This window comes from Delftia sp. ASV31, assembly GCF_016428765.1.
GTDB classification, from domain to species: domain Bacteria; phylum Pseudomonadota; class Gammaproteobacteria; order Burkholderiales; family Burkholderiaceae_C; genus Comamonas; species Comamonas acidovorans.
Map to the genome: position 1 here is coordinate 49,295 of NZ_JAELTK010000017.1, position 14,289 is coordinate 63,583.

The following is a 14,289-nucleotide window of genomic DNA, read 5'->3' on the forward strand; positions in this document are numbered from 1 at the left end:
AATCCGGGGAGCATCGTCATGGCTGGTTGGCCCACAGCGACTTGTCATCCACGTTCTCGCGCGTCACGACGGGCGCGGGCAACTGGTCCTCCAGAATGCCCGGAGCCACCTCCACGATGCGGCTGCCATGCGGGGTGGGCCCGGGCTTGAACTTCTGCCCGGCCAGCGCTGCCTTGATGTAGTACAGGCCGAACTTTGCGTAAAGATCGGCGGGCTGCGAGATGGTGGCGTCGATCTCGCCCTTGCGGATGGCGTCCAGTTCCTGGGCGATGCCGTCGTTGCTGATCACCACGATGTGCCGCGGATCGCCGGCCGGATACAGCAGCCCCCTGCGCCGCAGCGTCTGCAGCGTAGGCGCCAGATAGACGCCGCCCGCGTGCATGTAGATGCCCTTCAGGTCCGGATGGGCGGACAGCAGGCCATCGAGCGCGGCAGCGGCGGCATCGGACTTCCAGGCCGCGGGAATCTCCAGCACCTGCAGCGCCGGGAAATCCTTCATGCAACTGCGGAAAGCCTCGGCCCGATCACGGCCGTTGACCGATGCCAGGTCGCCCATGATCTGCACCACCTTGCCCGCCTTCACCTGCGCGCCCAGGTACTGGCAGGACCGCGTGCCATAGGCGCGGTTGTCGGCACGCACCACCATCGCCACCTTGCCCCGGGTAGGCGCCACGTCCACCGCCACCACAGGAATCTTCCCCTGCTCGGCCAAGGCGAGCGCGCGACCAATGGCCGCCGAATCCAATGGCGCCACCACCAACCCCTTGGCGCCGAGGTTGATCAGATTGGCCACGTCGGTGATCTGCTGGGCCGGGTCCTGGTTGGAGTTCACCGGCGCCAGGATGTCGACCCCGAGGGCCTTCGCCATTTGCGGGAGGTAGCCGTTGTAGGCCTGCCAGAACGGCGAGGTCAGCAGCGGCAGGTTGACCCCGATCCTGCCTTGCGCCGCGCCGGGTTCCGCCGCCAGCGCTGCCCCCGCGCATGCCAGCGCCGCAACAGCGGCTGAGAACCGCCAAGCCATGCCGACCCGTTTGGCCGGTGCCTGGGAAACGCCATGCAGTGCTGCCATGGAACGGCCTCCTCATGTGTGCCGGGGCTCCGGCGGTGCGGCGGTGTGACGTGATCGCCTCTTGCCTATGACCCAAATGCCTTGGCTCGGCAAAATCATTCATCCATGAATTTATTATTTATGAATAAATTCAAACTCGGCACCTATGGTTTACCCAGAGCATTGCCCCGATGCGCAAGGCATCGTCCAAAACAGGATCAGTCCTATCCCGAACGTAAGATCTGCACGCATGAGCAAAGCACTGGACAACGCAGAAGACAGCGAGCGCTACCGCGCGCCGGCACTGGACAAGGGGCTGGACATCCTGGAGCTGCTGGCCGAGCACCCCGATGGCCTGACGCGGGCCGAGATCGTCAAGGAACTGGGCCGGGGCCCCAGCGAGATCTACCGCATGCTCGAGCGGCTGGTGGCCCGGCAATATGTGATGCGCTCAGCCGGCGGCGACCGCCATGCGCTCAGCCTCAAGATGTTCGCGCTGGCGCACCGCCACCCGCCCGTCAACCGCCTCGTGACCCAGGCGCTGCCCGTCATGGATGCCTATGCGCGGCAGGCCGAGCAGTCCTGCCACCTGGGCCTCTATGACCGTGGCAATGTCCTGATCGTGGCCCAGGTCCCGGGCCCCGGGAACTGGGGCCTGTCAATCAGGCTGGGCGCACGCGTCGGGCTGCTGGACACCGGGTCAGGCCATGTGCTGCTGGCCTGCCAGACACCCGAACGCCGCGCGCAGATGCTGGCCGAGCACACGCCTTTGGAAGGCGAGGTGCCACTGCCCGAGGCGCAGATGCACGACATGCTGGAACAGATACGCAGCAAAGGCCACAAGCAGAGCGAAAGCCTGCAGTCCTATGGTGTGGTGGACATCTCCTGTCCCATCCTCGGGCCCGATGGTCAGGCCATGGCTGTGCTGACATCTCCCTATATTCGGCGGATCGATGGGCATGCAGGTCCCTCGATAGATGAGGCACGCGGGTACCTGCTGCAGGCAGTGGCTGGACTCTCTCTCAATGGCGGCCTGCGCGGCGAGGAATGAGTCAGGCGATTTTTTCCAAATGCATGTGGTGCTTGCTGTGGTGGCAGGGGTTTCAATCCACGCGCCCGCACGGGGCGCGACAACTCGAAATGCAGGCCCTGGACCTGGCCTCCGAGTTTCAATCCACGCGCCCGCTGCTGCAGCGCGCAGGCCACGTCATGTTTCAATCCACGCGCCCGCACGGGGCGCGACGTGTTCTTCTTGTGGTCCGTGAAGAACACAGAGTTGTTTCAATCCACGCGCCCGCACGGGGCGCGACTTTTTTTGCCCGTCGCCTCGTCAGCGATGCGGCGTTTCAATCCACGCGCCCGCACGGGGCGCGACTCAGGTGTTGCCATCATTACCCCCGTCACCAACATGGTTTCAATCCACGCGCCCGCACGGGGCGCGACCGGAGATCAAAGACAGCGCTCTGGACCAGCTCCAGTTTCAATCCACGCGCCCGCACGGGGCGCGACCAGCGCGTTAATCATGAGCCGAGCCTTGTGAAAGGTTTCAATCCACGCGCCCGCACGGGGCGCGACTCAGGTTGGCGAACGCCCAACCGTACATGGTCGTGTTTCAATCCACGCGCCCGCACGGGGCGCGACGATAGGTCGATAGGACAGCCTTCGGCAGGAGCGAGTTTCAATCCACGCGCCCGCACGGGGCGCGACATTGCCCGGGTGTTGGGTCTTTGTCGGGGTTGACGTTTCAATCCACGCGCCCGCACGGGGCGCGACAGCGCAGCCCGGCCATCTCATCAGCCAGATAACGTTTCAATCCACGCGCCCGCACGGGGCGCGACTCAGTTGCATTACAACCCCTTGCGGATGAACTTGTTTCAATCCACGCGCCCGCACGGGGCGCGACGGCCAGCCCCCAGGATTGGCGACTGGGATGCGTCGTTTCAATCCACGCGCCCGCACGGGGCGCGACCAACGCAAAGGCCTCGGGCAAGCCTTATGACCTGTTTCAATCCACGCGCCCGCACGGGGCGCGACGCGCCAAGCAGGAGGCTGAAGCGGAGCGCAAGAAGTTTCAATCCACGCGCCCGCACGGGGCGCGACGCCAGCACCGAGAACCTGAGCCCGTCCCTGGGCGCGACGTTTCAATCCACGCGCCCGCACGGGGCGCGACGCTCGTCTTCGCTGAATTCCAGCTCCGTCTCGATGTTTCAATCCACGCGCCCGCACGGGGCGCGACAGCCGACCAGGAGCACTTCCACGCGGTCCAGCGTGTTTCAATCCACGCGCCCGCACGGGGCGCGACGAAATACCGACGGAAACCCAACTCAAGAGGACTGTTTCAATCCACGCGCCCGCACGGGGCGCGACGTCATAGACGGCCTGGTGCTCGTTGCCGGTGTCGCAGTTTCAATCCACGCGCCCGCACGGGGCGCGACGTTAAGGCGATGCCATCTCAAGCCAGCCAGATTCTGTTTCAATCCACGCGCCCGCACGGGGCGCGACTGCTCGCTGGCCAATGCGCGCTCCCTGCCCATTGGTTTCAATCCACGCGCCCGCACGGGGCGCGACTTGCGCGGTTGCTACATCCACGCCGAACAGAAAATAGTTTCAATCCACGCGCCCGCACGGGGCGCGACGTACGAGCGACAGTGCTCTACGCTTCCCCGCACGCGTTTCAATCCACGCGCCCGCACGGGGCGCGACGACATCAATGTCACCGGCATGGTGTTCGATGACCTGTTTCAATCCACGCGCCCGCACGGGGCGCGACCGAACCATTGAGAGGACATCGATATGAGCAAGCAGTTTCAATCCACGCGCCCGCACGGGGCGCGACCTCGCCAAGCGGGCCAATCATGCCAATACCAGGCTTGTTTCAATCCACGCGCCCGCACGGGGCGCGACCGCCTGATCAATGAGTACTTCCTCATGGTCAGCAAGTTTCAATCCACGCGCCCGCACGGGGCGCGACGCCTGGCGGTGGTCGGGCGCGAGGCTGATACCGGGTTTCAATCCACGCGCCCGCACGGGGCGCGACCATCCATCGCCGCAGCCCAGGCAGCAGCCAAGGGGTTTCAATCCACGCGCCCGCACGGGGCGCGACTAAGTGGACGTTGCGGGCTGTGCCGCTGGAAACGTTTCAATCCACGCGCCCGCACGGGGCGCGACTGTGCTCCAGGAACAGCTTCTCGCGCACGGGCCAGTTTCAATCCACGCGCCCGCACGGGGCGCGACCCGCTGCCGATGAGTGTCGAGCGCCTGGATGTTTCAATCCACGCGCCCGCACGGGGCGCGACAGAACGGCGAAGAGGAGACTGCAGCCGGGCGCAGAGTTTCAATCCACGCGCCCGCACGGGGCGCGACGCTCTCCCTTCATGCGCTCGATGCCGCCGTCGCGTTTCAATCCACGCGCCCGCACGGGGCGCGACAAGGCTGGATTTGACGATTGGCCAACTGTCCGAGTTTCAATCCACGCGCCCGCACGGGGCGCGACTTCCACCGGGGCGCAGGTATCGGCGCCTACTGGATGTTTCAATCCACGCGCCCGCACGGGGCGCGACGATGCCTGGAGCGCTAGGGGCCGCGTGTCTGGGTGTTTCAATCCACGCGCCCGCACGGGGCGCGACACTGTCCGGTGTGATGCCCATAATGCGGGAGTCAGTTTCAATCCACGCGCCCGCACGGGGCGCGACCAGGAGGACGCAAGAGCAGGTCGCTGCGCTGCGAGTTTCAATCCACGCGCCCGCACGGGGCGCGACTGGGTGCAAGCAAAGACTGGTTTACCAATGTCAACGTTTCAATCCACGCGCCCGCACGGGGCGCGACAATTGGCGAGGATGCCTTTTACGATGGGGCCACCGTTTCAATCCACGCGCCCGCACGGGGCGCGGCCTTGCGGCAACGCCCATTACGCGAGTGGTGACTTGGTTTCAATCCACGCGCCCGCACGGGGCGCGACAAGGGTGGCGAGCGCAGCGACACCTCGGTGAGCGTTTCAATCCACGCGCCCGCACGGGGCGCGACGATCGGCCCGGCCCAGCTCACCAACGGCCAGACCCTGTTTCAATCCACGCGCCCGCACGGGGCGCGACCACAGCATCCGCAGAACCCCGTGGGCAGGGGCCTCGTTTCAATCCACGCGCCCGCACGGGGCGCGACTGCCTTGCGCCATGGTCCGCCCCCAGTTCTCGCGGTTTCAATCCACGCGCCCGCACGGGGCGCGACCCGAGAGGCTGTCGCGGATCAGGTTGCGGATCTTGTTTCAATCCACGCGCCCGCACGGGGCGCGACGTGGTGGCAGGGGATGGACGTTCTGACGAAGACGTTTCAATCCACGCGCCCGCACGGGGCGCGACCTGGTAGTACGGCTGCAGCCAGTACGGGATGGTAGTTTCAATCCACGCGCCCGCACGGGGCGCGACAGCCCTGCATGAAGTTGCCACTGGCATCCTTCTGGTTTCAATCCACGCGCCCGCACGGGGCGCGACGCGCCTGGTCTGGTGCAGGGCGCCGTGGCTGGAGTGTTTCAATCCACGCGCCCGCACGGGGCGCGACGGGGGCGCATCACTGCGATACCCAAACACACAACGTTTCAATCCACGCGCCCGCACGGGGCGCGACCCAGCGGCAGGGTTGTCCAATCGAACGAGTCCTTGTTTCAATCCACGCGCCCGCACGGGGCGCGACCAGGCTTGCGAGGCGTTTCTTGGCATGCCCAGCGGTTTCAATCCACGCGCCCGCACGGGGCGCGACACGGCTGGCCCACCTGCTCGTAGTAGTCGAGCACTCGTTTCAATCCACGCGCCCGCACGGGGCGCGACGTGACGATGTACTTCAAGGGCGAGCGTGCCGCTGTTTCAATCCACGCGCCCGCACGGGGCGCGACACGACTGCCCAGCGTCACGGGCCTGTTGAGCCTTGTTTCAATCCACGCGCCCGCACGGGGCGCGACCGCCTGGAGCTCGCCCGGCCGCAGGCCGGTGTTGTTTCAATCCACGCGCCCGCACGGGGCGCGAGACCCGGGCGCAGTCGTCCCGTGATGAGTTCAAGGTTTCAATCCACGCGCCCGCACGGGGCGCGAGCGCCTGCTGTCGCGGGCTGTCGCCCGATGCCAGGTTTCAATCCACGCGCCCGCACGGGGCGCGACTGGGATGCCCGCATTCACAGCACCCCCGCAAGTTTCAATCCACGCGCCCGCACGGGGCGCGAGGGGTACTTATAGAGCAATTTCACCGCTATGAAAAAAGCCAGGCTTCCGCGAACCAGGCCGCACTGTCATGCTGCGGGATCGGCGTTCAGCCATTCGCTCGCCCACGCCCTTTTGAAAACAACAGCTTGCGCGGCCGCGAACCTCAAGGGCAGGCGGCGGTCACTTGGGGTTCGCGCGGAGGCTCAGAAGACGAGGGGGGCGTCGAGGTCCAGCACGGGCTTTGCGCCGATGTGTTCGACCTTGCTGCGCCAGTGTTGGCCCAGGTAGTAGAACCTGAGGCTGTCCTGGGCAGGGTCGATGATTTGCATCAGCCGCGCCTTGAGGGCGACCCATTGCGCGGCGTCCACTTCTATTTCGAAGACGGAGTATTGCGCGCGCTGGCCGAAGTCCCGGCAGGCCTTGGCGATGCGCCGCAGGCGGCGGGCACCATCCGGGTCCTGGGTGCGGACGTCATAGCTCACCAGGACCATCATCGGCGCACCTCATTTTTCATCGCCCGGCCCCCAAGATGAAAAAGAGGCTCCCTCGGGGACGCCCGGCGAGGGGGTGCCCGGCCGGAGGCAGCGGACCTTGCGCAGCAAAGGAAGCGTGGGGGCCATTTTTCATTTCCAAAGGAATGGCGGATAGGCATCGAGATCACCGCGCAGGTGGCGGGCCAGCAGTTGCGCCTGGATGAAGGGGAACAGTCCGATGGCGGCTTTTTCTTCGATGAAGGCGTGGCGCAGTTCTTCGCGCTTGCGCTCCTGGTAGGCGGTCAGCACGGTCTTGCGTGATGCTTCTGTCAGCAGGACCGCGCCGTTGTCCATGATCTGGAAGTCGCGCTCACCCAGCTGTTTACGGTTGATCAGCGACAGTGCCAGCCGGTCCGCCAGCAGGGGGCGAAATTCCTCCAGCAGGTCCAGCGCCAGGCTGGGACGCCCGGGCCTGTCACGGTGCAGGAAGCCCACGGCGGGGTCCAGGCCCACGCTTTCGAGTGCTGAGCGGCAGTCGTGCGTGACGAGGGTGTAGAGAAAGGACAGCAAGGCATTGACCGCGTCGCGCGGCGGACGCCGGCTGCGCCCCTGAAAGCGCATGGCGGGGCTGTCCACGCGAATGAGCATGTCGAACACGCCGAAATAGGCCTGCGCCGCCTCGCCTTCATAGCCACGCAGCATGTCCAGGCTGGTTTCTCCGGGCAGTTTTTCCGCAATGCGCCCCAGGCGCTTGTAGGCGTGCGTCAGTGCTGCCTCGGCTTCGGGCTCCAGCTTGTCGCCGTGGTCACGCAGTGCCCGGCCCAGGACCGCGCGCTGGTTGTGCAGCTTGCCCAGCAGGATGCTGTGGACGATGGCGGCGCAACGGTCCGGATCATCGCTGACCCGGTACTGCTGACGGCGCAGCAGCACGTTACCGGAAACAGGCCCCTCCACCCGCGCAAGAAAGCGCCCGTTGGGCGTGAGAAAGCTGGTGCAGATGCCCTGCTCGGCGCAATAGCCCATCAGCGGTGGAGACACCAGCACGCGCCCGAAGCAGACCAGGCTTTCGAGCATGTGCACCGGCAGCCGGGCACGCTCGCGCTGTTCGACCTCCATCACGATGTTGGCACCGTCCTTGCGCAGCCAGGCGCCTTCGGTGGTCACGTACAGGGTGTTCAGTTGCCGTCGCATGGACCTTCTTCCATCTGCTGGCCCCATTGCGCTGACAGCCAGGCATTGACACTCTGGGTTCGCCCCAACAGCCTGGGCTGGCACAGGTCCAGCAGCGAACAGGCATCGCACAGCCGGGGGCTGTAGCGCGCCGTTGGCGTGGTGCCCGAGTCCAGCATGGAGCGCACCGCGGCAATGGTGCCGCAGGTGAGCTGGCGCAGTTCGTCGTCGAAGCGCACATCGGTGCGTCTGCGGGCCTCGCCGTAGTAAAGGGCGCCCGCCTCTACCGGCTGGCCCAGCATGGACTCCAGGCACAGCGCCTGGGCGCAGAGTTGGACTTCATCGGCACGATGGGCCTTGGGCCGGCCACGCTTGTATTCCACGGGAAACGCATGCTCGCCCTGTGGGCCCTGGTGGAACTCCACCACGTCGGCAATGCCGGTGATGCCCAGGCGCGTCTCGGCCAGCGGCATGGCCGTGACAGTGCGCACACCCTTGCGCCGCTCCGCCTTGGGCTTGTCGGCCTTTTCGTGCAGCAGCCGGCCTTCAGCCGTATGCCGGCTTTCGGCCCACAGCTGCTCGACATGGATGAGGGCGCATTGCCTTGGGCAGTACAGGTAGTGCTGCAATGCCGACAGGGCGATGGCGTCGTCTTCGCTCATGGTGCGTCGGCGGCTTTGCCACCCGTCTCAGATCAGTTCCCGCAGGGTCACGCCCGAAGGCACGGCCGCAGTGTCGATGTGCACACGGTAGTCAGCAAAGCGCCGGGGAGCGCCCGCATCGGCCGGCTGTGCGGACTCCACCTTGACGGCGTCAAACAGCACATGCGCAGGCGCGTTGCCCATGGCGCTTTCATGTTCGAAGACGATGAGTTTGCGCGCCGCCATCTCGCCGCGTGCGGCGGAGCGGTCATGCTCGAACATGTTGATCAGCGCGCGCCAGAACAGGTCCAGGTCCTCGTTGGAAAACCCGGTGCGCTCGGCCAGCTTGGCCGAGATGAAGCCATGGGCACGGTACAGGCCGTAGGGAATGATGTGCTTGCGGCCCATGGTGCGGTTGTCGCCACTCTGGGCTTCGGCCTCTTTTTCCGTGGTGACGGCCATGCGCGTGATGGAGATTTCCAGCGGCACCACGGGGTCGATGGAGGTGGCGAAGGCCATCTGTATGGGCCCGCGCACCTGGCCGGCGTTGATGCCGGTGGTCATGACAGCGCCGAAGGTGCGGATGTCGAAGAAGTTGGCGCACATCCAGGCCGTGATCTCGCGGGCTTTGGCTTCGTCCTTGGGCAGTTTCTTGTCTTCGGGCTTGATGCCGATGGCCTCGTAGGCCTTGCGATGCTGGTGGTTCAGGATGGCCTTTTCCTGCATGTAGATCGCATGGCCCGGTGCATCGTCCTTGTCCAGGCTCACGAAGTTGCGGATCTTGCGCTTGAGGCAGACATCGGTGACCAGGCCTCGATTGGTCTCGGGGTCCAGGCGCGGCAGGTTGCCGGCATCGGGATCGCCATTGGGATTGCCATTGGTGATGTCGAACAGGTAGACGAATTCGTAGCGGTGGGCGATGGCGGTCATGCGGAGGCTTCCTCGGAGGTGTCTTCTGTGGAATCGTTGCTGTCGTCGTTGGCAACCGATTTGCTGAAACGGCTTTGCGACTGGTGGTAGTAGCCGATGGCGAAACGACCCTGGTCTTCGATGCGCAGGCTGCGCGGGAAGCTGTCGGTGAGACCGCCGACAATCTCGCCAATGTCCTTTTCCAGCCCCACGGCAGCGCCCGGCCTGTCCTTGCGCAGGCGCCCCAGATGGTTTTGCGCATTGCGCAGCAGCATGGGAAATACCGATGCAGGCGTGGCCGAGGCGGCGCCGTAGTAGCGGTCGCGGATGGTCGCGTTGACCTGCCCGCCCAACGCCTGGCGCTGCGCGCTTTCCAGCACGGCGAAAAGGCGGCCCAGCCGGTAGGCCGCGTTGGTGGATTCCTTGTCCAGACTCACGGGGATCTCCTCCTTGTCACTGTTGATTCCGAGGCGGCGCTCACGCGCCAGAATGCCTTTGCAGATACCCACGCGCAGCCCCGACAGATGGCCATCGCTGCGCATGCGCATCAGCACGTTGGCCAGCAGGCTGCGTGGATAGGGGCGGCCGGTGAGCACGGCGCGCATGAACTCGCCCACGAGATTGCTCATGGCGTCATCCATCTTGGGTGCGCTGCCCTCACGGTGCGGTGCCGTGGCCAGCACCACGCGGTAAGCCGAGGGCGCGGTCTTCCAGGGCACAGGCTCCAGATGAAAGTCCTGCGCGTGCTCCGCCAGGCGGCGCGCAAACAGGCCCAGCGTGCCGACCTCCCAGAAACGGATGGAGATGCGCGAGGCATTGGGCGCCAGGCCCAGCACGTACATGCGCGTGTCTTCCTCGAGCCTGGGGTCGATGTCGCTGAGCGGCCGGCCTTTCTGCACCTTTTCCAGTTCGATGCGGATGCGCGCGGCCTCCTGGTCGTCCGAGGGACGGTCATCGAGCAGGTCGGCCAACAGCGACTCGGCCCGTACGGCCTGTTCGGCCTCCTGGCCATCTGCGGCCTCGGCCCAGAAGACGATGCTGGTATCACCGATCTGCAGGCGCTGGCGGTTATGCTCGCCGCGCCGCAGCAAGTGGTTGAGCACGGTGGTGTAGGCAAAGGCGGCCTGCTCCGAGACAGGTGCGTTGTCGCCCTGGCTTTTGCCGTAGGAAGTGAAGGACTCCTGGTTGAAGGAGACGATGGAGGCGCCGGAGCTCTGGGCACCACTGACGCCCTTGATGACCGGGTGCAGGCGCGCCACGGGCAGGCTTTCGCCGCTCACAAGGCAGGTCGCCACCGATTCCTGACCGCTTTGTCCACCGTCGTCGCTGGCGAGCAGCCGGGCACGCAGGGCCTGAGCGGCCGGGCGTTCGTGCAGATAGGCCTTCTCGCCATCCATGCGGAACACCATGTTGGCATCGAGCATGTCCGGGGTGAAATGGGGCGCTTCGAATTGCTGCGGCGTCCAGGCGTCGAAAAAGCCCAGCAAGGCCTTCAGGCCCGCATCCTGCGTGCCGGCCAGATGCTCGCGGTGCAAGGCCTTGAAGGCTTCATGCTCCTTGTCCGCGCGCTTGCTGGTGGCGCTCACGCCCAGCACATAGCTGGTCTTGTCCCAGAGGAAATTGGACTTGATGCCCACCGTTCTTTTCTCCGGCTGGGGCACGTTCATCACGCACGGCAGCGGCTTCTTACCCGTGGTGTCGCGGATGTCGTTGACCTGCACCACACGGCCATCGGCGGACAGCAGGATCTCGTAGCTGATCTTCTCGGGGCTGTAGCCAAAGGGCGCCAGGCCCTCCTCGCGGCGTTCCAGCAGCCGCTGGTAGTAGGTGGCAAGCGCCTGCAGGATCATGACTTGAGCTCCTCGCTGTGCCAGGGCGGCACGGCGATCACACCACCGGCCATGCTGGCGCGGAAAAAGCGCGGGGCCATGCCGTTGGCAAAGTCGATGTCATGCAGCATCCAGCCCAGGTCCCGCTCGGGCAGCAGGCTTTCGTGCGGTGTTGGCAATGCCTCGCCGTCTTCGAGCAGGCCGAAGTCCGCCGGAAACTCGCGCACGCCCAGGCAGGGCATTTGAAAGCACTGGCCCTTGCGCGCTCGGCGGTTGAAGATGTCCAGGTGCTTGCCCACCGAGTCGTCGGCGCCAGCCTTGGGCGTGAGCTCGAAATGCGCCTCGATCACATAGGCTACGTCGCGCAGCACCGTGGCTGCGCGCTGCTGACGATCCTGGTCCACATGCGTGACCAAGCCTTCCGTGGAGCCGGCCTTCATCGCCTTGGACACACTGGCCGGAGAGATCTTGCTGCCGACCTCGTTGCGCCGTATCGATTCAAAGCGGATCGGCTTCAGAACGTGGATGCGGTCTACGCTCCAACGTATAGCCGGCTTCCAGTGGATGGCCTCCAGAATGCCGCGCGCGGCCGAAGGCGTGATGACGTCGTAGCTGACGCGCTCACCCTTCATCTCGGGTCTGGTGAAGCAGGCGCGCTCACCCCAGACCTTCAGTTTCACTCCAAATCCCATGCCCTCTCCTCTCCTTCGGCGGCAAGACACCGTTGCCTGCGCTACCAGCACAAATGCTCGGTCTGGATCAGCGCGGGCTCATCCCAATGGATGCCATGGCGCGGGTCGTACAAGCCCTCGTGCGCCAGCACCATGAATTGATCACCCCATTTGCTCTCGGCCACCGGCACCACGGCCCCGGCCTTGCGCAGCGCATCAAAGCCTTGTCGCGGCAGTTGCACCAGGTAGGGCTGCAGGCTGCGCGCCAGGCCCACGCTGCCTTGCGCATGCTCCAGCGCCCGCAGCGCGTCCCTGGCCTTGTCGTCATACGGCACGATCACCGGCATCTGCACGCTGTCGATAAGCCGGAACTTCGCCGCCAGGGTTTCCATCGGCAGGCTGTCGAAGCGGCTTGCCGTCAGTTGCCCCAACAGATCCGGCACATCCAGGGCCTGCGAGCCCTTTTGCCAGTAAAGCAGCGAGAAGTAGCGCTGGATGGCCTCGGGGGCCAGAGGCTGCGCCTCGAGCTGCCTGAGCACTTCTCGCGCCTTCTCCGCGTACTGCTTGAGTTCAGGTGGCGGTGCCCAATCCGGATTGCCCGGCAGAAACACAAGCACCTCGCTGGTATCCCTGGCGCGCCGTCCCTCACGGTTGCAGCGGCCAGCGGCCTGGGCGATGGAGTCCAGGCCCGCCTCGGCACGCAGCACGGTGGGAAAGTCCACATCGACGCCGGCCTCGATCAGGCTCGTCGATACCAGCCGGCAGGGTTTGCCTTCCTTGAGCATCTGCCGCACTTCGGCCAGCACCTCGCTGCGGTGCCTTGCGCACATCAGCGTGGTCAGATGGCGTGCACCGGGCAGATCGGCCATGGCCTGGTAGACGGCCCGCGCATGGCGGCGGTTGTTGACGATGCACAGCACCTGTTCGCGCGAGCGCATGTGGCCGGCCAGCGCCTCATCGTCCAGCACGCCCAGGTGCCGCACGCGCACGCGCTCCAGTTGCCTGAACAGCCGGTCCGGGTCGGGCGCCAGTTCCCGCACTTCGTTCAGGCCGCCCTCGAAATCTGGCGCCACCAGTGCAGGCTGGGTCGCGGTGCACAGCACCACGCTCGCGCGGTAGTTGCGCGCCAGTTCGTCGATGGCCGCCACGCAGGGCCGCAGTAGCTTGAGCGGCATGGTCTGGGCCTCGTCCAGCACGACCACGCTGGCCGCGATGCGGTGCAGCTTGCGGCATTGCGATGGCCGAGCGGCGAACAGGCTTTCGAAGAACTGCACGGCCGTGGTGACGACGATGGGCGCGTCCCAGTTCTCCATGGCCAGCTGCAGCTTCTTTTGTGCCTGGTATTTTTCGGGGTCGTCGCGCGGCGGCTCGGTCTGCACGAAAGCGCTGTGGTGCTCCAGCACGGCGGCGTCGCCCAGCGGGCCCAGGGCATTGCGGAATACGGCGGCGTTCTGCTCGACGATGCTGGTGAACGGAATCACGAAGATCACGCGACGCAGGCCATGGCGTATGGCGTGGTCCAGCGCGAAGGCCAGCGAGGCCAGCGTCTTGCCCCCGCCCGTGGGCACCGTCAGGGAAAACAGCCCCGGCGCCAGTTCCGCCTGCGCACGCACATGCTGCAGGATGCCTGAGCGAATGGAGTTGACATCGCCCCCCGCCGGCAGACCTGCCAGGAAGTGATCGAGCTGCTCGCGCAAGGCCTGCAGGCTGGGCACCGGCTTACCCGCGCTGCGATGATCGGGACGGCTTTCCGTCTTCAGATAAAAGCGCTCCGTATCGAGAAAATCGGCATCGACCAGGCATGAAAACATCATGCGTGTGAAAAATGCCAACTGGAAATTCTTGCGTTTGCCGTCACAAGGCTTGAGATCGACCATTGGCAGCTTGGCGGGCAATGCGATGTCGCGCTTCCAGGCGGAATCGAGCGCCGGCAATTCATACCCGTCATCGAGCCGCTGGCGCAATGCGGATCTTTCCCCTTGCCCATCCCCATTGGCCAATCCCGCATGGTGCCCGGCAATGCCATAGGCCAGCAAATGGCCTATTCCGGGATAGTGCCTGGCTGCAATGCGCGCGCCCCAGGTGGAGTGGTCCACGCGCAGTGCGCCGCCTTGCAGCCGAAGTTGGTAGGGCTCGGTGTACTTGCCCAGGTCATGCAGCCAGCCCTGTATCTCAGCCAGCTCACCGGCACCGAAGGCCTGTGCGAACTGTCGAGCCAGTGTGCCCACACCCTTCAGGTGATCCGGCAGGGATTGCCAATCGGCCTTTGAAACATTGGCTGTGGAATGCGCAAAGAAGTCACCCATAAGACAATTCAGATTCTTCCGTCTATTTCTCGGCAAAAACAGGAATAGTCCTAA

Annotated in this window: 9 protein-coding genes and 1 CRISPR repeat array; of the genes, 1 reads left to right on the forward strand and 8 read right to left on the reverse strand. The window is 65.3% G+C overall.

The window, feature by feature from the left end; genetic code table 11:
* Positions 1-16: 16 nt before the first annotated feature.
* Positions 17-1,021, reverse strand: coding sequence for a sugar ABC transporter substrate-binding protein (locus JHD82_RS08730; protein WP_199136053.1), 1,005 nt, complete (start codon positions 1,019-1,021; stop codon positions 17-19).
* 277 nt (positions 1,022-1,298) lie between these two features.
* Here JHD82_RS08730 and JHD82_RS08735 point away from each other — a divergent pair, with 277 nt between their 5' ends.
* Positions 1,299-2,099 carry an IclR family transcriptional regulator gene (locus tag JHD82_RS08735; RefSeq protein WP_199136018.1) on the forward strand — a complete coding sequence of 267 codons (801 nt, stop codon included), beginning with the start codon at positions 1,299-1,301 and terminating at the stop codon, positions 2,097-2,099.
* A gap of 160 nt (positions 2,100-2,259) precedes the next feature.
* Positions 2,260-6,257: direct repeats of the CRISPR family, unit length 32 nt; unit sequence GTTTCAATCCACGCGCCCGCACGGGGCGCGAC.
* A gap of 182 nt (positions 6,258-6,439) precedes the next feature.
* Here the strand turns inward: JHD82_RS08735 and cas2 are convergent.
* From cas2 to cas3, 7 genes are all read right to left on the reverse strand, one after another.
* Positions 6,440-6,730: a CRISPR-associated endonuclease Cas2 gene (gene cas2 / locus JHD82_RS08740; protein ID WP_016453846.1), complete on the reverse strand. Its 291-nt coding sequence runs from the start codon at positions 6,728-6,730 to the stop codon at positions 6,440-6,442.
* 129 nt (positions 6,731-6,859) lie between these two features.
* Positions 6,860-7,900, reverse strand: coding sequence for a type I-C CRISPR-associated endonuclease Cas1c (gene cas1c, locus JHD82_RS08745; RefSeq protein WP_199136020.1), 1,041 nt, complete (start codon positions 7,898-7,900; stop codon positions 6,860-6,862).
* Positions 7,885-8,541 (reverse strand): CRISPR-associated protein Cas4, encoded by a 657-nt coding sequence (gene cas4 / locus JHD82_RS08750; RefSeq protein WP_199136022.1) that lies wholly within the window; start codon positions 8,539-8,541, stop codon positions 7,885-7,887. Before cas4 ends, cas1c begins: the two co-directional genes overlap by 16 nt.
* Before the next feature lie 27 nt (positions 8,542-8,568).
* A complete protein-coding gene (gene cas7c / locus JHD82_RS08755) occupies positions 8,569-9,450 on the reverse strand; it encodes a type I-C CRISPR-associated protein Cas7/Csd2 (RefSeq protein WP_199136024.1) in 882 nt (293 codons plus the stop codon).
* On the reverse strand, positions 9,447-11,279 hold the full coding sequence (gene cas8c / locus JHD82_RS08760; RefSeq protein ID WP_199136026.1) for a type I-C CRISPR-associated protein Cas8c/Csd1: 1,833 nt from the start codon (positions 11,277-11,279) through the stop codon (positions 9,447-9,449). The genes cas7c and cas8c overlap by 4 nt, the downstream gene beginning before the upstream one ends.
* Positions 11,276-11,950, reverse strand: coding sequence for a type I-C CRISPR-associated protein Cas5c (gene cas5c, locus JHD82_RS08765; protein ID WP_043792880.1), 675 nt, complete (start codon positions 11,948-11,950; stop codon positions 11,276-11,278). The genes cas8c and cas5c overlap by 4 nt, the downstream gene beginning before the upstream one ends.
* A 41-nt stretch (positions 11,951-11,991) precedes the next feature.
* A complete protein-coding gene (cas3, locus tag JHD82_RS08770) occupies positions 11,992-14,235 on the reverse strand; it encodes a CRISPR-associated helicase Cas3' (RefSeq protein ID WP_199136028.1) in 2,244 nt (747 codons plus the stop codon).
* Between the last annotated feature and the right edge of the window lie 54 nt (positions 14,236-14,289).

Coding starts and splice junctions, on each gene's coding strand:
- cas2 (WP_016453846.1), bottom strand. CDS start 6,730: ATGATGGTCCTGGTGAGCTATGACGTCCGCACCCAGGACCCGGATGGT.
- cas5c (WP_043792880.1), bottom strand. CDS start 11,950: ATGGGATTTGGAGTGAAACTGAAGGTCTGGGGTGAGCGCGCCTGCTTC.
- cas3 (WP_199136028.1), bottom strand. CDS start 14,235: ATGGGTGACTTCTTTGCGCATTCCACAGCCAATGTTTCAAAGGCCGAT.
- cas1c (WP_199136020.1), bottom strand. CDS start 7,900: ATGCGACGGCAACTGAACACCCTGTACGTGACCACCGAAGGCGCCTGG.
- JHD82_RS08735 (WP_199136018.1), top strand. CDS start 1,299: ATGAGCAAAGCACTGGACAACGCAGAAGACAGCGAGCGCTACCGCGCG.
- cas7c (WP_199136024.1), bottom strand. CDS start 9,450: ATGACCGCCATCGCCCACCGCTACGAATTCGTCTACCTGTTCGACATC.
- cas4 (WP_199136022.1), bottom strand. CDS start 8,541: ATGAGCGAAGACGACGCCATCGCCCTGTCGGCATTGCAGCACTACCTG.
- JHD82_RS08730 (WP_199136053.1), bottom strand. CDS start 1,021: ATGGCTTGGCGGTTCTCAGCCGCTGTTGCGGCGCTGGCATGCGCGGGG.
- cas8c (WP_199136026.1), bottom strand. CDS start 11,279: ATGATCCTGCAGGCGCTTGCCACCTACTACCAGCGGCTGCTGGAACGC.